This window comes from Flavobacterium pectinovorum (genome assembly GCF_006438875.1).
Lineage (GTDB): Bacteria > Bacteroidota > Bacteroidia > Flavobacteriales > Flavobacteriaceae > Flavobacterium > Flavobacterium pectinovorum_A.
In genome coordinates this window covers 300,584-319,014 of the sequence record NZ_RCZH01000003.1, presented here as the reverse complement: position 1 = coordinate 319,014, position 18,431 = coordinate 300,584, and the positions used below count along the sequence as shown (strand labels likewise).

Here is an 18,431-nt window from a genome sequence, read left to right as displayed (position 1 = left end):
AACATTTCGTTTACAGCGGTTTAGTACTTATTGTTAACTGATATTAATCAGTAATTATTTGACTTCTTCGAATTCAACGTCTTCAACATTGTCACCTTGCGATTGCTCTTGTTGTGGAGCTGCTTGTTGACCTTGTTCACCTTGAGCATACATAGCTTCTGTAGCTGTTTTCCAAGCTGCATTGATGTTGTCAAGAGCAGTTTGAATAGCTGGAATGTCTTGAGATTGGTAAGCCATTCTCAACTCAGTTAAAGCGTACTCAACAGCAACTTTATGATCGTCAGCTAATTTGCTTCCTAACTCTTTCAATTGAGATTCAGTTTGGAAGATCATACCGTCTGCTTCGTTTAATTTCTCAGCTCTTTCTCTTGCGATTTTGTCAGATTCAGCATTAGCTTCAGCATCTTGTTTCATTTTTTCGATTTCTTCAGATGTTAATCCAGAAGAAGCTTCGATACGAATATCGTGAGATTTACCAGTTCCTTTATCAGTAGCAGTTACTTTGATGATACCATTAGCATCAATATCAAAAGCAACTTCAATTTGAGGAACTCCTCTTGGTGCTGGTGGAATACCATCTAAGTGGAAACGACCGATAGTTTTGTTATCAACAGCCATTGCTCTAGCTCCTTGTAATACGTGAAGCTCAACAGATGGTTGAGAATCAGAAGCAGTAGAGAATACTTGAGATTTTTTAGTTGGAATAGTTGTGTTAGCCTCAATTAAGATAGTCATAACACCACCCATAGTTTCGATACCTAAAGATAAAGGTGTAACGTCAAGTAACAATACATCTTTTACATCTCCAGATAAAACTCCACCTTGAATAGCTGCTCCAATAGCAACAACCTCATCAGGATTAACTCCTTTAGATGCTTTTTTACCAAAGAATTTCTCCACTTCGTCAGCAATTCTTGGCATACGAGTAGAACCTCCAACAAGAATAACTTCGTCAATATCAGAAACAGATAAACCTGCATCTTTTAATGCTTTAGCAACTGGCTCCATAGAACGTTTTACTAAAGAGTCAGTTAATTTTTCAAATTGAGCTCTTGATAATTTTTTTACTAAGTGTTTTGGTCCTGAAGCTGTAGCAGTTACGTAAGGTAAGTTGATTTCAGTTTCAGCAGAAGATGATAATTCAATTTTTGCTTTCTCTGCAGCTTCTTTCAAACGTTGCAATGACATTGGATCAAGACGTAAATCAATACCTTCTTCAGCTAAAAATTCATTAGCTAACCAGTCAATAATTTCGTGGTCAAAATCATCTCCACCTAAGTGAGTATCACCGTTTGTAGACAATACTTCAAATACACCGTCTCCTAATTCAAGAACAGAGATATCAAAAGTACCTCCACCTAAATCGTAAACAGCAATTTTTTGATCAGTTCCTTTTTTATCTAATCCGTAAGCAAGTGCCGCAGCAGTTGGCTCATTGATGATACGCATAACTTTAAGACCAGCAATTTCTCCAGCTTCTTTAGTAGCTTGACGTTGTGCATCGTTAAAGTAAGCAGGAACAGTAATAACCGCTTCAGTTACAGTTTGACCTAAATAGTCTTCAGCAGTTTTTTTCATTTTTTGAAGAGTCATTGCTGACAATTCCTGAGCAGTATATAAACGACCATCAATATCCACACGTGGCGTATTGTTGTCACCTTTTACTACTTTGTAAGATACTCTTTTTGCTTCGTTTGTAGTCTCAGCAAAAGTGTGTCCCATAAAACGTTTAATAGAAGCAATCGTTTTAGTAGGATTCGTTACCGCTTGTCTTTTTGCAGGATCACCCACTTTAATTTCTCCACCTTCAACAAAAGCGATGATAGATGGTGTTGTTCTTTTTCCTTCTGCATTAGGAATAACAACTGCTTCGTTACCTTCCATTACAGAAACACAAGAGTTCGTCGTCCCTAAATCAATTCCGATTATTTTACCCATTTTTTATATATTTAATTTTTGATATACATTTTATAACTCAGGTGGCATAAGTCAATCTTTGTGCCAATATAAAAAACCAAAGTAAATTGTCAGTTTTCATGTCGAGACTCTAAAAACAATCTGACAACATGACATTTTTAAAACCTGACATCTGTGGCATATCAGTACGTTACGTGTCATTATCAGGAGCTTTTTCCTGCTCTTCACTATATCTTTTGTGGTGAACCCCACCACAAAAGGATGCCGTTCCTATCAGGGCTAGGGCAATTGTTTCCATCAGAAAATCATCCTAATTTGACAGTTTAATGTCTCTCAATGCTTTCAACTAAAACCCTAAATAGCTATATTAGCTACTTCAAATTTTATTTTAATGGAAAACTACAGCATCATTATTTTTATACTCGCCATCGTGATCGGACTTTCTGCTTTTGCAGATAAAGCCAAATTACCTTATCCAATTCTCCTTGTAATTGTTGGAATCGCAATTGGTTTTATTCCCACAATGACCGAAATAGAAATTAATCCCGAAATCATCTTCCTGATTTTCCTGCCTCCATTATTATATGATGCCTCGTTCAATATTTCGCACAAACACTTCAAAACCAATCTTAGTACAATAAGCACGTTAGCAATACCACTTGTCTTCCTGACCACATTCTGGATTGCTGTAGTGTCACATTATATGATTCCCGGTATGACCTGGTCCTTATCCTTTACACTTGGTGCCATACTTTCTGCTACAGACGCAGTTGCTGCAGTAAGCGTCACAAAGGGCCTCGGAATACCCGAAAAAACGATTACCATACTCGAAGGAGAAAGCCTCATTAATGATGCCTCAGCATTAGTTGCTTATCGTTTTGCCGTTGCAACTGCAATGGGTTCAGCCTTTATAATCTGGAAAGCAACACTACAATTTGTACTCTTATTAGGAGGCGGATTTTTAGTAGGCTTTCTAATGGCAAAAATCTTAGCTTTTATCCTTACAAAAGTCCGTAAAAACATAAACGTAACTGTTAGTTTTATGTTATTAATGCCATTTGTAACCTATTTAATAGCAGAACATTTGCATGTTTCAGGAGTAATTGCAGTTGTGTTTTTAGGATTATCTATTTCACGTTTCAGTAAAAAAATCTTTCCCGAAAGCTTAAAAAACAATTCAAAAAACCTTTGGGACGTCATTATTTTTATCCTAAACGGATTAATCTTTATCCTAATCGGACTCAATTTCAGATACATCCTCAAAGATATTGATGACCATATGATCTTGCCTTATATTGGCTATGCATTTATTATCACGATAGTTGCATTACTAACGAGAATGGTCAGAATCTTTTTTCAAAAATCAAATCTGCAGAAAAATTTTCTCAGCACAAATACCAAAAAACGAAAAGTTAGTGAACACGCTTTATTAGACACTAAAAACAGTCTTATTATAAGTTGGTCAGGAATGCGTGGTATTGTTTCTCTAGCCATCGCTTTAGGTTTGCCAAAACTACTTCCGGACGGAACGCCTTTTCCGCAACGAAACGCTATACTCTTTATTTCGGTTATGGTTGTACTAATAACAATCGTGGGACAAGGACTTACACTTCCGTGGATTGTCAAAAAAACAGGTATAAACGATCCAAAACCGGAATAAAGAATCATTTCTATTGTCCATTTATTTTATTGGACATTAACTTTATAAAAAAATAATTTCAAAAAACTCCAACATTTACAAGGCTTTACAAGTTTTTTAAAATAAAAGCTAAAATAATTTCAAAAAAAGTAAAACATTTTGTCCAATTCTGAAACTTCGATTGTTATTCCATTATAACAACATTTATAAACATTAAATTTAAACAAAATGGAAAATCGAATTAACATTCACGTAAAAGGACAAGAAGCAATAAAAACACTTTACCCAGTTGGAGGATATTTAAAAAAATCTCCACTAGAGCAATCTCTTATCGAATTGGTTCTTTTTAGAGTTTCACAAATCAACAAATGTGCCTATTGTTTAGACATGCATTATAAAGATGCAAGACACAAAGGCGAAACGGAACAACGTTTATACGGATTAAGTGCCTGGAGAGAAACTTCCTACTACAGCAACCGCGAAAGAGCTGCATTTGCATGGGCAGAAGCTTTAACAGCGTGTGACGTTACAGACGCAGTTTACAACGAAACAGCAAAAGAATTTTCAGAACAAGAATTAATTGATTTAACTTTAGCAATCACAAACATTAATACCTGGAACCGTATTAATCTTGCTTTTCCAAACGAACCCGGAACTTACAAAGTTGGGTTATTTGGTTAATTAAAAACGAAAATTATAACATTAAAAAAATAGCATTATGAACGAATTTGTATTAATATTTCGCAGAGATTATATCACAAAAGAAACACAGCCTTCACCTCAGGAATTACAGGATTCATTAAAATTATGGCAAGATTGGCTGGGCGGAATCGCTGCTCAGGACAAACTGGCAAAACCTTTGCAACGTTGGGATGGAGAAGGAAAAATTGTAACTACAAACAAAAGCGTAATCAACGGACCTTATGCTGAAATCAAAGAAGCAATTGGTGGATTAATCATGATAAAAGCCACAGATTACGACGAAGCTGTTGCAATTGCAAACGGATGCCCGATATTAGATCAGGGCGGAAATGTTGAAATACGTATGGCCGTTACCGGAACATACTAATTTCTAAATATTGCTTTAATTCTAATACATAGAATTATTTACTGCTTTTTTTCGCCACAAATTTCACTAATTTACACGAATTAAAAATATGGTAAATTACTGTAATACCATTGTTTATTTGCAATAGCACGAAATTGCAGCAATAATTTTACACAAGCAATAATCCAGAAAATCTCTTTAATCTGTAGCAAAAAAATAGCAAATAGAATTAGTGAAAATTCGTGAAATTCGTGGCAAAAAACAATTCTATGGAAGAAAGTCAGCTTTTACCACATTTATTCAGAACAGAGTACCGAAAAATAGTTTCGGTACTCTGTTATTTATTTGGAATCGATAATATCGAAATTGCCGAAGACATTACAAACGACACATTTCTCGCCGCAACCGAATTATGGAGCGTAAAAGGAATCCCTGAAAATCCAACCGCATGGCTTTATACTGTTGCCAAAAACAAAACCAAAAATTACCTCAAACGGAATTCCGTTTTTGAGCAGAAACTTTCCGTCGAAATAAAACATACCGCAAATAAATCCGAAGAAATTGAAATTGATTTGTCTGTTAAAAACATAAATGACAGTCAATTGGCCATGATATTTACAGTTTGCAACCCTGCAAATTCAACCGAAGCGCAAATTGCATTAGCTCTAAATTTACTCTGCGGATTTGGAATTCAGGAAATTGCCGACGGATTCTTAACCAATAAAGAAGTCATTTACAAAAGAATCAATCGAGCCAAAGAAAAACTCAAAGAAGCCAATATCAAAATTGAGCAGCCAACAATTTCTGAAATCAACAATAGATTAGAAACCGTTTTAACAACATTATATTTATTGTTTTCTGAAGGTTATTATTCGACATCACAAAATACTATTCTTCGAAAAGATCTTTGTGCAGAAGCCATGCGATTGACCTTTTTATTGATCGAAAATCCAACAACAAATTTGCCTGCAGTAAATGCTTTACTTTCTCTAATGTGTTTTCACAGTTCAAGATTTGATGCCAGAATCAATGAAAATGGAGAAACAATTTTGTATCAGGATCAGGACGAAACACTTTGGAATCAGGAATTAATCGAAAAAGGACAGCTTTATTTAGTTAAAGCATCTACGGGAAACAACCTTTCAAAATACCATCTTGAAGCCGGTATCGCCTACTGGCACACACAAAAAGAAGACACGCCTGAAAAATGGCAAAACATACTACAGCTTTACAATCGTTTGCTTATTTTAGAATATTCGCCTATCGCAGCTTTAAACCGAACTTTTGCCCTTGCCAAAACCAACGGTAAGAAAGAAGCCATAATCGAAGCCGAAAAACTAAACCTGACTAACAATCCTTTTTACTACTCCTTATTAGGAAATCTTTACACGGATATCGACAATAAAAAAGCTATAGAAAATTTCGAAAAAGCATTACAGATTACCAATTCTCCGGCTGACAAAGCCACAATAATCAAAAACATTAATTTGATTATTAGAAAATAAATAAATTTCACTGTCGTTATGTAAGACATATTTATATTTGTTTTTTGTTCCATCAGAACATCTCATCGGTAGCCCCAATAAAATATGGCATTTTTTTCGTTCCGTAGAAACGTTTGATTTTACAAATAATAATGATAAAAACATATCCAGATTACATATACAATTTTTCAAACGTCCCAATGGGACGATATTTCTCACGATGCATTTTTTCTCTACCGATGAAGTGTTCCGATGGAACAAATTTGACAAACCTGCAATTATCAAAAAAAAACCTTAATGACTAAATTTATCACGCTATTTTTTCTGTTATTTTCAGCAATTCTTTTTGCTCAAAATAACAACTTCAATAAAACAATCACAAAAGTAAAAGGCGATCTAAACAAAGATGGTTTAATTGATTATGTTCAAGTTTTACAAGATAGCATAAGCGAAACTGCGCCTTATAAACTCGAAATTTATTTTGCTGAAGCCAATGGTAATTTCAAAAAAGTTGTATCAACAACCCAAGCAATTGATGCGCAATATCCAGACGGAAGAAATGGTTATTATAACGGTAACTCTTTTTATAAAATTGATATAGTCAAAGGGATTTTAAGCATTCAGAATGAACTTATTCGTGGGAATTTTGAACATAAATTCAGATATCAAAATGGAAACTTTGAACTTATAGGTTTCTCCCAGGTGTATTCTGACGGACAAGGAACAATGGGTACAATCGATTTTAATCTCTCCACCGGAATTCGCATTAAAACTACAGAACCTTATGGCGAAGATGATTTTCCTAAAACAAATAGCAAGCAAAAAATCATGATTAAACCCTTGCCAAAATTACAGGACTTTTCACCGTTTAAAAATGAATATTACTAAGACTTTAACTTTTTAAAAAAGCCGCTTTTATATTTTTATTCGTAATTTCGGTTTTTATAAAAAATAAAAAAAATGGCTTCATTTATTAAAGAAATTTCTTTTCGCTGGTCAGATCTTGACCCAAATTTTCACGTTCGTCATAGTGCTTATTATGATTTTGGTGCGCAACATCGTATCGAAATCCTCGAAGAACTTGGCTTGACATTAAAAGTGATGCAAACACAAGGTTTTGGACCTGTTTTATTTAGAGAAGAATGCATCTTTAGAAAAGAACTAAAACTTTCAGACAAAATTTTCCTTCATACCAAAACTTCAAAAATGAAACCCGATGCTTCGCGCTGGTCAATCATTCACGAATTTAGAAGAGAAGACGATACACTTTGTGCAGTAATTACCGTTGATGGCGCATGGATGGATACCAAATTACGCAAATTAGCCTCTCCAACACCAGAAATTGCTATTGAAGCTTTAAGCATATTCCCAAAAAGTGATGATTTTGTTGGACTATAAAAACAAACTTCATTTTTCTTAACTTTATGAAATCCAAAAAACTATAATTTAAATATATGTTTTTTGGATTTTTTAAAATTCAAAACTTATGATCGATTACTTAAAAGACTTTAGAATAGCTATCATTATCGCCATAATCGCACTCGTAACAATCGTTCTGGGCGCAGTTACAGACAAAGTGCTTCGTTATTTTTTGTATCGAAAATTAACCGATAAAGAATATGATGCAACAGGATTTAGGTTTCTAAAACATTTAGTTATAACAGTAATTTACATTTTAGGTTTTGCCTTTGCGTTAATACAAATTCCGGAATTCAAAATTATCGGGCATTCATTTTTAGCTGGTGCCGGAGTGATTTCGTTAGTAGCAGGTTTAGCTTCTCAACAAGCTTTGAGCAATATCGTAAGCGGAATTTTTCTCGTCATTTTTAAACCTTTTCGTATCAATGATAAAATCACCATCAATAATTTTATAGGAACCGTAGAAGATATCAACTTAAGGCAAGTTGTTTTGAAAGATGCTGAAAATAACCGAATCATAATTCCAAATTCGGTAATAAGCAATCAGATTATTGTAAACACAAATATGCACGATACTAAATGCTGCAAAATCGTAGAAATCGGAATTGGTTATGAATCTAATGTCGAAAAAGCATTAGAAATCATGCAGGACGAAATTGCCAAACATCCACTTTTTATCGATACGCGAACTGCCGAAAATAAAAAACAAAAAACACCTCTCGTTGTAGCAAGAGTCGTAGCACTTGGAGATTCAAGCGTAAACTTAAAAGCCTGGGCGTGGGCAAAAAATTCAACAGATGGTTTTGTAATGTATTGCGATTTACTGCAAAGCATCAAAAAACGTTTTGATGAAGCAAAGATCGATATTCCGTATCCACAACGCGTAATCACGATCAAAAACGACAAAGAATAAAACAGTTCAAAAGAATATAAAGCAAACTGAAACGATGTAATTTCGCCAAGTTTTTTTGTATCACGCAGATTTAAAAAGATTTAAGCAGATCGAATTTTTCAAAATAAATCTGCTTAAATCTGCTTAAATCTTTTTAAATCTGCGTGAAACTTTTTAAATATTTTCAATTCTATGTATCGAATTCCATGGTTCAAAAAACCAGTGGTAATCTGTTTAACCCGTTAAAATCCGCGGGCAATTATTGAAATTTCAAACCAAAGTTTACCTTATCAAAAGTAGTACTGCAAGAAACGGCAAATCTGCCAATATTAAGCGTTCCAAAAATACCTCCGACTCCATGTCCGGAATAAAATCCACCGGTTGAAAATCGATCCATTTGGTATTTCAAAGCAATATCATTAACCCTGCTGCTCAATTGACCAAAAGCAATAACATGTGGAATAATCTCATAACTTGCAAAAACCTTTGGAACCAGTTTTTTATAGTAATCAAAACTTTCATCCGTTTCATAATCAACACTTGTAGAATGTAAGTTCTCTAAACTTGCACCTACAAAAGTATTCTCACCAAAGTGATATGAAACACTAAATCCGGTAAAAGTTCCCTGATAATCACTCCGGGAATCAACATAACCAATAGCAATAGTCGCTCTGAACTTATCGCATATTTTGCCTATATAGCCAACATAAGTTCGATCGATTTCAGACTTATCAATTCCGGCGCCTAAAATAATATCTTCATCACACATATCAAATGCATACTGAAAATAAGACGAATATTCGTCCTTATTGGCCGCAACGACGCTCCGACCATTATCGAGATCGATATTGGGAGATATTAATGTAGAGTTTATAACTGCGAAATCAAATGTATTGATTTCCTGGGCAAATGTGGGGACTGTGAGCAAGAGTAAAAGTATTGTTTTTTTCATAATACCTGTTTTAGCTGACAACATTCTAACTCTAATTTACAAATAAAATCCTATTAATAAAAAGAAATTCTTCGAAGTACAGCATTACTCGTTTAAGTGCAATAATTTCACAATCAAAAACTTACAAACTAAAAAATATCATCCTTAAATTTAAAAATTCAATAAATGAATAAGTATCTCATGTATAAAAACCTCATTTCTTTAATTTTTCTGATAATTTTAAGACTATATTTTTTGCATTTATAGATGCTTAACGGTAATTTTATAATCCTTAAATTCAAAATCTACCCGAAAATGAAAATTATAAAGTTAATAATCCTTCTATTTCCTGTTTTTTGTTTTTCGCAAGAAGTAAAAATCAAGTCATTAGACATTAATCTGACTAATTACGAATATCCTTTTCCTGTAAAATTCATAGAATTAAGCATTCAGCGCCAATCCTTAAAAATGGCTTATATGGATATCATTCCGGAGAATTACAACCATAAAAACATCGTTTTGCTTCATGGCAAAAACTTCAATGGAGCTTATTGGGAAACTACTATAAAAGCACTGACTGCAGAAGGATTCCGTGTTATCGTTCTGGATCAAATAGGTTTTGGAAAATCGTCAAAGCCGGATAATTTTCAATACTCGTTTCAGCAATTTGCTGAGAATACCAAAAAGTTACTGGATCATTTAGGAATCAACAAAGCAACTATTCTGGGACATTCTATGGGCGGAATGTTAGCAACAAGATTTGCCTTGATGTATCCTGAAACTACAGAGAAATTAGTACTCGAAAACCCAATTGGTCTTGAAGACTGGAAACTGGTTGTTCCGTACAAACCTGTTGATTGGTGGTATGAATCTGAATTAAAACAAAACTATCAGAACATAAAAAGCTATCAAATGTCAAATTATTATGATGGAAAATGGAATGCCGATTTCCAAAAATGGGCAGAACTAAGCGCCGGCTGGACAACGGCTCCTGATTATGACAGAGTAGCCTGGAACTCGGCACTTATGTATGATATGATTTTTACACAACCGGTTTTATATGAATTTAAAAACATCAAAAGTCCAACGCTTTTAATCATCGGAACAAGAGATAAAACGGCTTTAGGAAAACCATTAGTATCTGAAGAAGTTCGAAAAACAATGGGGAATTATTTGGAATTGGGCAAAAAGACACAAAAAGCAATTCCGTATTCAAAATTAGTTGAAGTTCCAAACACTGGACATTTGCCACATATTGAATCTTTCGATCAATTTATAAAACCATTAATTGTATTTTTGAAACAGTAATACTATTTTTCTTGCCACGAATTATTTTTTTTCGCCACGAATTTCACAAATTAGCACGAATTATTAGCTGAGTATTATGTAAATAAAAATTCGTGCTAATTTGTGAAATTCGTGGCAACCTTTTTTTTTAATCAATAATCTAAAACTAAAATATATGTTTACAATAGAACAAATCAAAGAAGCACATTCGAAAGTAAAAAGCGGAGCCGATTTTCCGAATTATATACAAGACTTAATCATTTTGGGCGTAAAAGGTTATGACACATTTGTACATGACGGACATGTTGAATATTATGGCGTAAACAATTACAACGTTACTTCTGACGAAAAATACGATGAAATCAAAGTGGCAGCTTTTGCAAATAAAGAACGTTTTATCGAATTTCTTGTTATACACCAAAGTGGACAAACCGATTATCTAACTTTTTGCAATCATGCCGCACAATGTGGTATTGCCAAATGGAGAGTTGATATTATCGAAATGACCTGCACATATTATGACAAATCCGGAGACGAAATATTGATTGAGAAAATTCCTGATTAATTCAAAAATTAACTAACCAAACCAACCACAATCAATGTCAATTTTCAGTCAAAAAACTTGTTTTCTAGCGACGCAAAGTATCTTAATCGTTCTTTTTTTTAGTTGCTTTTTAGGATATTCTCAGCAAAAAAAAAGTAAATCCAAATTTAAAGTAATTGCTTTTTATACCGCAAAAAATGATCAGGCACATATAAGTTTCGTTCATGAAGCCAATAAATGGTTTCCGAAACTCGCCGAAGAAAATCACTTTGAATACGATTCGACTAACAATTGGAACAATCTAAACGCTGAATTTCTGGCAAAATATCAAGTCGTTTTATTTTTGGATACAAGACCTGAAACACCAAGTCAGCGAGAAGCATTTCAGAAATACATGGAAAATGGTGGAGGTTTTATCGGTTTTCATTTTTCGGCATTTGCTTTAAATGATTCTGATTATCCGCAAAACTGGAATTGGTATCACAATACTTTTTTAGGCTCAGGCGAATACGGAAGCAATACCTGGCGACCAACATCGGCAGTTTTAAGAGTAGAAAATCAACATCCGGTTACGAAAGATATTCCCAAAACATTCTCATCGGCACCAAACGAATGGTACAGATGGAGTAACGATCTGACTAAAAATCCGGATATTAAAATTCTTTTGGCAATTGACGAAAGCAGTTTCCCATTAGGAACCGGACCAAAAGCGCATGAAATCTGGCACAGCGGTTATTATCCCGTGGTTTGGACGAATAAAAACTACAAAATGCTTTATGTAAATATGGGGCATAATGATATTGATTACGAGCACGGAACTAATAAAACACTTTCGTACACCTTTGAAAACAAAGTAGAAAGTCAATTAATATTGAATGCTTTGCTTTGGTTAGGAAATTCTAAAAAATAAAAATTATTTAAGATGTCAAAACTTTCCCCAATTATAAATCCCGAAGAATTATTAAAACTAAACAATGCTTCTGATTTTATTTTAATAGATGCCAGAGGCGGAGCTAACGCCGAAGAAAATTATAAAAACGAACATTTAAAAGGTGCTCGCTATATCGATTTGAATAAAGATTTAGCAACCGTAGAAACTGATCCTGCAAACGGCGGAAGACATCCTTTGCCTTCTTTCGAAAAATTTTCAGGTGTACTTTCAAAACTCGGAATTTCTCCTTTGAACCATGTTATTATTTATGATGATAAAAATGGCTCAAATGCCGCAGCAAGATTTTGGTGGATGCTAAAGGCAATTGGTCACGAAAAAGTGCAGGTTTTAAACGGAGGTTTACAAGCCGCAATAAAAATAGGTTATCCTGTAAGTTCAAAAACTGAAATTTTTGAAACAACTGAAAATTATCCAATATCCGAATGGAAATTACTTCTGGCCGATATTGAAGAAGTCGAAAAGGCACGAAATAACGATCAAAATATTGTAATCGATGTTAGGGATAAAAACCGTTTTGATGGTTTAACAGAACCTTTGGATTTAATTGCCGGACATATTCCGGGTGCTATAAATGTTCCTTTTAGTGAAAACCTAAATGAAGATGGATTTTTCAAATTGGCAGAAACATTAAATGAAAAATATAAAGATATTTTAGGTCATACAAAACCAGAAAATGTAATTGTACATTGTGGTTCAGGCGTTACAGCTTGCCATACTTTATTAGCAATGGATTATGCGGGAATTGAAATTCCAAAACTGTATGTTGGATCCTGGAGCGAATGGTCTAGAAACGATCGTGAATTGGCAACAAAAGTGTAAAATTAAACACATAGAAACATAGCTAGTTATTTGCCACAGATTAAAAGATTAAAATGATTAATCCACATAATCCTTTAACCTTTTAATCTGTGGCAAAAAAAACACAATCTATGCTCACATAAATAAATAATACAAAATGCAGCATTGGGATATACTTTTATCGAATCAGGTAAACAAAAAAGCTTTCATTGACACTTTACTTTCGGGCGAAGCCAGAGGAGAATTAGCCGTTTTTAACGACCAAAAAGGAATTCTGTTTTCGGACATTGCCATCGAGAAATTCATCGAAAAAGAATATCAATACGATATTGTAGAAGCTTCTCCGGAATCGCACAGACAATTGAGAACGTTTTCATCAGGCGAACGCAAAAAAGAATTCCTGAAATACTGCATCAATCAAAATCCGGATTTTATAATTTTCGACAATCCGTTTGATCATTTAGATCAGGCTTCGAGAATTGTTTTGGCACAATCTCTGGAGAAATTAACAGACAATATTGCGATTATTCAACTGGTAAATCGTTTAGTCGATGTTTTAGATTTTGTTCCGAATAAAGCGCAAATTAAAGACAATTCCTTTAAATTACATCCGATTTCAAAAACCGAAAATCATTTTAAAACCTTAAATACAGCGGCAATTCCAAAAGCTTTAGAACCGCATTCCTTCCACGAAAGTGTACTAATCAAAATGAACAATGTGTCTGTAAGCTATGACGGCCGAAAAATTGTAGATCAAATATCATGGACGATAAAACAAGGCGAATTCTGGCAATTAATTGGTCCGAATGGTTCCGGAAAAAGCACGATTCTATCTTTAATTACGGGAGATAATCCAAAGGGATTTGGTCAGGATTTATTTTTGTTCGGAAGAAAAAAAGGAACTGGAGAAAGCGTTTGGGATATCAAAAAACAAATCGGAATCTTTACTACTTCTATGACTGATTTGTTTCAAAAAGGACATACTTTAGAACAAATGATTCTATCCGGTTTCTTTGACTCCATCGGATTATATAACGAACCAACCACTTTACAAAAACAAAGTGTAACGCAATGGCTTGAAGTAATTGAAATGACAAGTCTGAGAAAAAAACGTTTCATAGATCTTTCTATCGGTCAGCAAAGAGTCGCATTGATTGTTCGCGCCGTATTAAAACATCCGCCATTATTAATTCTCGACGAACCTGTAGAAGGATTAGACGACGAAAATGTAGATTTGGTTATTCAGCTTATCAATACCATTAAACAAGAAACAAATGTTAGTATTTTGTACGTTTCACATCGTATAGAAACTGGCCTCGCTCCTACTTCGGTTTTTGAACTTTTACCAAATTCAACAGGATCAATCGGTAAAATAAAATACCATTCAGAGCTTAATTAAAATACAAAAATGAAAATTAAATATATCACATTATTAGTTTCATCACTAATAATGATTTCGTGTTCAACCACAATTTCCACAGCAAAAAAAGAATACAAAACAACTGAAGTTTCTAAACTAAAATCAGATTGGAATTTCGACTCAAAAGAATGGTTTCTGGAAAAAGATACCTTAACAGGAAATGGAGGTCCGATGCATTGGGGCGTTATAGAATCTAAAAAATTACTTCCTAAAAATTATGAAATCGATTTAAAAGTAAACATGACCAAAGAATCATTATTCGAGGTTATGCTCAACATCGATCAGGAAAAATACATCAGAACTTATCTGTATCAAATCGATCAGAATATTGTAATTGGTCAAGGTGTTTACAACAAAAATAGCGACGAATACGGTAAACGCGGCGGACCAACTTTGTTCAAAAAAACCATGAAATTAGAAAATAACAAATGGTATTCTATAAAAATTAGAGTTACAAACAATCAATTATACTTTTCAGTAAATAACGAAACCACATTAGAATGTTCCCTTGATAAAAGCAATCTAAGCCCACAAGGAAAACTAGGTTTCTTAACCAACGGCGAAGCAAAAATAACCGACTTAACAATTAAAACGCTTCAATAAAAAATATTTGAACCATTAAGAGATTAAGAAAAGTAAGCGTGATACTTATTTTTTCACCATTAAGAGATTAAGTTAGATTAAGGCACACAGCTTAATTTTCCTTAATCTCTTAATGGTAAACAAAAAAAAGCTCCATAAGGAGCTTTTTTAGTATATAACAAATTATCTAATTTTCTAATTGACAAATTATCTAATTAATTCTCGTCATCTTCCATATTATGCGTCTTCCCGTAATTGCGCCATTTCTCGATACAATCCTGAAAATCCTGAGGCAATTCAGTATCAAAACGCATCATTTCGCCCGTTGTTGGGTGTACAAAACCAAGCGTTTTAGCGTGCAAAGCCTGACGTGGCAAAGCTTTAAAACAATTTTCTATAAACTGCTTGTATTTTGTAAAAGTCGTCCCTTTCAAAATCAAATGTCCACCGTAACGTTCATCATTAAATAACGGATGTCCAATGTGTTTCAAGTGCGCACGAATTTGGTGTGTTCTTCCCGTTTCTAATCTGCAAGAAATCAAAGTTACATAACCAAAACGTTCCAAAACCTTATAATGTGTAATTGCAGGTTTCCCAATTTCAGGATCAGCAAAAACAGCCATTTGCATGCGATCTTTCAAGTGTCTGGCAAGATTTCCTTCAATCGTTCCCTCCTCTTCGGTCACATTTCCCCAAACAAGAGCAACATATTCACGTTCAGAAGTTTTAGCTTCAAATTGTTTCGCCAGATGCGTCATTGCTGCTTCCGTTTTGGCTACCACCAAAAGTCCGGACGTATCCTTATCAATTCGGTGAACCAAACCTGGACGTTCACTGCTGTTCATTGGCAAATTATCAAAATGATGCGCCAAAGCATTTACCAAAGTTCCGGTATAATTTCCGTGACCAGGATGTACAACCATTCCAGGTTCCTTGTTAATCAACAACAAAGCATCATCTTCATAAACAATATTAAGCGGAAGATCTTCCGGCAGAATATGGTTTTCAAACGGCGGATGCGTCAACATTACCGTAATAAGATCCAATGGTTTTACTTTGTAATTTGATTTTACAGGAATTTCATTTACAAAAACACTTCCTTCGCTTGCAGCATTCTGAATTTTGTTCCGTGTTGCATTCGGAATCATATTCATCAAATATTTGTCAATTCGCAAAAGCGCTTGACCTTTAGGTACATCAAATCTAAAATGTTCGAATAATTCGTCTTCCAGATCTAAATTTTCAATATTATTGTTCATCTTTTGGGGTTTCAGTAGCTGGCGCAGCTAAACTATCTGTGGCCTGACTTTCATCTACATAAGATGCTTTTCCGTCTCCTAAAACCAAGTCGATTTTAGAAGCCTTCAGCACGCGATCACCTACTTTTAAGTTTCTACCTTTATAACGCATCTCCAAAACCATATCCTTTCCAAGGTTCGGAATATAAGTAATCGTTCCTTCTTCAAGCCCTAAAGCCTTCAAAGTTGGAACCGCTTCACGATATGTTTTCTCAATTAAATCAGGAATTTTGACAGATGAAAACCCTGATGCATTAATTTTAATATATATTTTTCTTCCTACTTTTACCATTGTTCCCGGCAACGGATCTTGCTCAACAACACTGTATTTAGGGAATTCACTTCGGTAATCAACACTATCCAGAAGCACATAATCAAGATCTAATTCGTCCAATTTTGCCTCAACTTGTTCCTCCGTTAATTTCGTTAAATTCGGAACGGCAATTTCATGACCGTGATCAGTTGTAAAAGTCAACCAATGCATAAACAAATAACCTAAAACGGCAATAATAGCAGCCGCACTTAATACTTGCAGAAAAAATACCCGGCTCGTTAAATACTTACGTAAACTCATAAATTTATTTTTATTAGTGGCAAAGATAAAGCTATTTCGTTTCAAAAAAAATGATAATTTTGTTTTAAGTAACATTAGTAATATTATGTTACTAAATATTGAAAATTTTTGGAATTTTTAAATTTCGAATTTCGATTTCAGGAGCTATTTCCTGCTGTACGCTATATCTTTTCCTGGCTAAAGAAGCCAGAAAAAGGATACCGCTTCCATCAGGGCTAGGGCTTTAGGTTTCATAAGAAGATTTTTCTTTTTTTGTCATTTCTGACAAGCAAAACGAGAAACGCAATCCAAATAACACAAAGCAATTAGCGGAAATTCGTGCAATTCGTGGCAAAAAAACGATTAAACAATTACATAAATAAACGATTAAACATCAAATCAATGAAAAACATAGCCATCATCATGGGCGGATATTCAAGTGAATATAAAATTTCTCTTATCTCAGGAAACGTCGTTCACCAATATCTTGACAAAACAAAATACAACGGATTCCGCATTCATATTTTCAAAGAAAAATGGGTTTATGTAGACCAAAATGATGCAGAATTTCCAATCGATAGAAATGATTTCTCAGTTACGGTAAACGGAGAAAAAATCACTTTTGATTGTGTTTTCAATGCCATTCACGGAACTCCGGGAGAAGATGGTTTAATGCAGGCTTATTTTGAATTACTGGGAATTCCGCAATCATCTTGCGATTATTACCAGGCGGCGCTTACCTTCAATAAACGTGATTTATTATCGGTTTTAAAACCATACGGAATCAAAACGGCAATCTCTTATTACCTAAACAAAGGCGATATTATCAATACCAAAGAAATTGTTGCAAAAGTAGGTTTGCCATGTTTCGTAAAACCAAACAAAGCAGGGTCAAGCTTCGGAATCTCAAAAGTAAAAACTGAAGCTGAATTACCAATCGCAATTGAAGTTGCCTATAAAGAAGACAACGAAATCATCATCGAAAGTTTCCTTGACGGAACTGAAGTTTCTGTTGGAGTAATCAATTATAAAGGTGAAATCAAAGTTTTGCCAATCACCGAAATTGTTTCAGACAATGATTTCTTTGATTACGAAGCTAAATACGAAGGAAAATCACAAGAAATTACACCGGCAAGAATTTCAGACGAACTAACTAAAAAGGTGAGCGAAACTGCAAAACGTGCCTACGAAGTTTTAAAAATGAAAGGATTCTCAAGAAGCGAATTCATCATTGTAAACAATGAGCCATACATGCTGGAAATGAACACAATTCCGGGATTAACAACCGAAAGTTTGATTCCGCAACAAGCCAAAGCAGCCGGAATATCTCTCGAAGATTTATTCACAAATGCAATTGAGTTGGCGCTTTTGTAACTAAAAAGGTTCTGAGATTCTAAGTTGCTAAGGCACTAAGATCTCAGAACCTTTTTTTTTATTATAATATTGTCATTACAACGAAGGAAAAATCACATCTAGAGATTGACGCAGTGAATAGACGCAGCAAACGTAATTACTTGTGTGATTTCTCCTCCGTCGAAATGACAAGTTAGACGAAAAGATTCTTATGAAAATGATTGACCTAGCCCCGATAGAAGTGGAAATCCTTTTGTGGCGGTCCCGAGGCTTCGGGAGCCACAAAAGATTGAAACGGATAGCGGGATTAGCTC

At 34.4% G+C, this 18,431-nt stretch carries 18 protein-coding genes; 14 read left to right on the top strand and 4 right to left on the bottom strand.

Annotated elements, in window-relative coordinates; translation table 11 throughout:
• Window positions 1-54 precede the first annotated feature (54 nt).
• Window positions 55-1,938, bottom strand: coding sequence for a molecular chaperone DnaK (dnaK, locus tag EAH81_RS05795; RefSeq protein WP_140504752.1), 1,884 nt, complete (start codon window positions 1,936-1,938; stop codon window positions 55-57).
• Window positions 1,939-2,308: 370 nt separating this feature from the next.
• On the opposite strand from dnaK, the gene EAH81_RS05790 reads away from it, so the two are divergent.
• The 7 genes from EAH81_RS05790 (at window position 2,309) to EAH81_RS05760 (ending at window position 8,420) form a co-directional block, all read left to right on the top strand.
• Window positions 2,309-3,577 (top strand): Na+/H+ antiporter, encoded by a 1,269-nt coding sequence (locus EAH81_RS05790; RefSeq protein ID WP_140504750.1) that lies wholly within the window; start codon window positions 2,309-2,311, stop codon window positions 3,575-3,577.
• Window positions 3,578-3,784: 207 nt separating this feature from the next.
• The gene (locus EAH81_RS05785) at window positions 3,785-4,237 is read left to right on the top strand and encodes a carboxymuconolactone decarboxylase family protein (RefSeq protein ID WP_140504748.1); all 453 of its coding nucleotides are present in this window, start codon (window positions 3,785-3,787) and stop codon (window positions 4,235-4,237) included.
• 37 nt (window positions 4,238-4,274) lie between these two features.
• Window positions 4,275-4,625 (top strand): YciI family protein, encoded by a 351-nt coding sequence (locus EAH81_RS05780; RefSeq protein ID WP_140504746.1) that lies wholly within the window; start codon window positions 4,275-4,277, stop codon window positions 4,623-4,625.
• Window positions 4,626-4,873: 248 nt separating this feature from the next.
• The gene (locus EAH81_RS05775) at window positions 4,874-6,109 is read left to right on the top strand and encodes an RNA polymerase sigma factor (protein ID WP_140504744.1); all 1,236 of its coding nucleotides are present in this window, start codon (window positions 4,874-4,876) and stop codon (window positions 6,107-6,109) included.
• Between the two features lie 276 nt (window positions 6,110-6,385).
• Window positions 6,386-6,976: a hypothetical protein gene (locus tag EAH81_RS05770; protein WP_140504742.1), complete on the top strand. Its 591-nt coding sequence runs from the start codon at window positions 6,386-6,388 to the stop codon at window positions 6,974-6,976.
• 72 nt (window positions 6,977-7,048) lie between these two features.
• Window positions 7,049-7,486, top strand: a complete 438-nt coding sequence (locus tag EAH81_RS05765; protein ID WP_089354405.1) for an acyl-CoA thioesterase — start codon at window positions 7,049-7,051, stop codon at window positions 7,484-7,486.
• Between the two features lie 88 nt (window positions 7,487-7,574).
• Window positions 7,575-8,420, top strand: coding sequence for a mechanosensitive ion channel family protein (locus EAH81_RS05760; protein WP_140504740.1), 846 nt, complete (start codon window positions 7,575-7,577; stop codon window positions 8,418-8,420).
• A gap of 238 nt (window positions 8,421-8,658) precedes the next feature.
• Here the strand turns inward: EAH81_RS05760 and EAH81_RS05755 are convergent, their stop codons facing one another.
• A complete protein-coding gene (locus tag EAH81_RS05755; protein ID WP_140504738.1) occupies window positions 8,659-9,351 on the bottom strand; it encodes a hypothetical protein in 693 nt (230 codons plus the stop codon).
• A 294-nt stretch (window positions 9,352-9,645) separates the two neighbouring features.
• Here EAH81_RS05755 and EAH81_RS05750 point away from each other — a divergent pair, with 294 nt between their 5' ends.
• The 6 genes from EAH81_RS05750 (at window position 9,646) to EAH81_RS05725 (ending at window position 14,934) form a co-directional block, all read left to right on the top strand.
• On the top strand, window positions 9,646-10,638 hold the full coding sequence (locus EAH81_RS05750) for an alpha/beta fold hydrolase (protein WP_140504736.1): 993 nt from the start codon (window positions 9,646-9,648) through the stop codon (window positions 10,636-10,638).
• A 154-nt stretch (window positions 10,639-10,792) separates the two neighbouring features.
• Entirely contained in the window at window positions 10,793-11,182 is a 390-nt protein-coding gene (locus EAH81_RS05745) for a DUF1398 domain-containing protein (protein ID WP_140504734.1), read from the top strand.
• Window positions 11,183-11,216: 34 nt separating this feature from the next.
• Window positions 11,217-12,071, top strand: a complete 855-nt coding sequence (locus EAH81_RS05740; RefSeq protein ID WP_140504732.1) for a ThuA domain-containing protein — start codon at window positions 11,217-11,219, stop codon at window positions 12,069-12,071.
• A 12-nt stretch (window positions 12,072-12,083) separates the two neighbouring features.
• Entirely contained in the window at window positions 12,084-12,932 is an 849-nt protein-coding gene (locus EAH81_RS05735) for a sulfurtransferase (RefSeq protein ID WP_140504730.1), read from the top strand.
• A 136-nt stretch (window positions 12,933-13,068) separates the two neighbouring features.
• Window positions 13,069-14,310 carry an ATP-binding cassette domain-containing protein gene (locus tag EAH81_RS05730; protein WP_140504727.1) on the top strand — a complete coding sequence of 414 codons (1,242 nt, stop codon included), beginning with the start codon at window positions 13,069-13,071 and terminating at the stop codon, window positions 14,308-14,310.
• Between the two features lie 9 nt (window positions 14,311-14,319).
• Window positions 14,320-14,934: a family 16 glycoside hydrolase gene (locus tag EAH81_RS05725; RefSeq protein ID WP_140504725.1), complete on the top strand. Its 615-nt coding sequence runs from the start codon at window positions 14,320-14,322 to the stop codon at window positions 14,932-14,934.
• A gap of 194 nt (window positions 14,935-15,128) precedes the next feature.
• Here the strand turns inward: EAH81_RS05725 and EAH81_RS05720 are convergent, their stop codons facing one another.
• On the bottom strand, window positions 15,129-16,172 hold the full coding sequence (locus tag EAH81_RS05720) for an RluA family pseudouridine synthase (protein ID WP_140504723.1): 1,044 nt from the start codon (window positions 16,170-16,172) through the stop codon (window positions 15,129-15,131).
• Entirely contained in the window at window positions 16,162-16,785 is a 624-nt protein-coding gene (locus EAH81_RS05715; protein WP_140504720.1) for a PASTA domain-containing protein, read from the bottom strand. Before EAH81_RS05715 ends, EAH81_RS05720 begins: the two co-directional genes overlap by 11 nt.
• Before the next feature lie 381 nt (window positions 16,786-17,166).
• On the opposite strand from EAH81_RS05715, the gene EAH81_RS05710 reads away from it, so the two are divergent.
• On the top strand, window positions 17,167-18,138 hold the full coding sequence (locus EAH81_RS05710) for a D-alanine--D-alanine ligase (protein WP_140504718.1): 972 nt from the start codon (window positions 17,167-17,169) through the stop codon (window positions 18,136-18,138).
• Window positions 18,139-18,431 lie beyond the last annotated feature (293 nt).

Coding starts and splice junctions, on each gene's coding strand:
- dnaK (WP_140504752.1), bottom strand. CDS start 1,938: ATGGGTAAAATAATCGGAATTGATTTAGGGACGACGAACTCTTGTGTT.
- EAH81_RS05790 (WP_140504750.1), top strand. CDS start 2,309: ATGGAAAACTACAGCATCATTATTTTTATACTCGCCATCGTGATCGGA.
- EAH81_RS05785 (WP_140504748.1), top strand. CDS start 3,785: ATGGAAAATCGAATTAACATTCACGTAAAAGGACAAGAAGCAATAAAA.
- EAH81_RS05780 (WP_140504746.1), top strand. CDS start 4,275: ATGAACGAATTTGTATTAATATTTCGCAGAGATTATATCACAAAAGAA.
- EAH81_RS05775 (WP_140504744.1), top strand. CDS start 4,874: ATGGAAGAAAGTCAGCTTTTACCACATTTATTCAGAACAGAGTACCGA.
- EAH81_RS05770 (WP_140504742.1), top strand. CDS start 6,386: ATGACTAAATTTATCACGCTATTTTTTCTGTTATTTTCAGCAATTCTT.
- EAH81_RS05765 (WP_089354405.1), top strand. CDS start 7,049: ATGGCTTCATTTATTAAAGAAATTTCTTTTCGCTGGTCAGATCTTGAC.
- EAH81_RS05760 (WP_140504740.1), top strand. CDS start 7,575: ATGATCGATTACTTAAAAGACTTTAGAATAGCTATCATTATCGCCATA.
- EAH81_RS05755 (WP_140504738.1), bottom strand. CDS start 9,351: ATGAAAAAAACAATACTTTTACTCTTGCTCACAGTCCCCACATTTGCC.
- EAH81_RS05750 (WP_140504736.1), top strand. CDS start 9,646: ATGAAAATTATAAAGTTAATAATCCTTCTATTTCCTGTTTTTTGTTTT.
- EAH81_RS05745 (WP_140504734.1), top strand. CDS start 10,793: ATGTTTACAATAGAACAAATCAAAGAAGCACATTCGAAAGTAAAAAGC.
- EAH81_RS05740 (WP_140504732.1), top strand. CDS start 11,217: ATGTCAATTTTCAGTCAAAAAACTTGTTTTCTAGCGACGCAAAGTATC.
- EAH81_RS05735 (WP_140504730.1), top strand. CDS start 12,084: ATGTCAAAACTTTCCCCAATTATAAATCCCGAAGAATTATTAAAACTA.
- EAH81_RS05730 (WP_140504727.1), top strand. CDS start 13,069: ATGCAGCATTGGGATATACTTTTATCGAATCAGGTAAACAAAAAAGCT.
- EAH81_RS05725 (WP_140504725.1), top strand. CDS start 14,320: ATGAAAATTAAATATATCACATTATTAGTTTCATCACTAATAATGATT.
- EAH81_RS05720 (WP_140504723.1), bottom strand. CDS start 16,172: ATGAACAATAATATTGAAAATTTAGATCTGGAAGACGAATTATTCGAA.
- EAH81_RS05715 (WP_140504720.1), bottom strand. CDS start 16,785: ATGAGTTTACGTAAGTATTTAACGAGCCGGGTATTTTTTCTGCAAGTA.
- EAH81_RS05710 (WP_140504718.1), top strand. CDS start 17,167: ATGAAAAACATAGCCATCATCATGGGCGGATATTCAAGTGAATATAAA.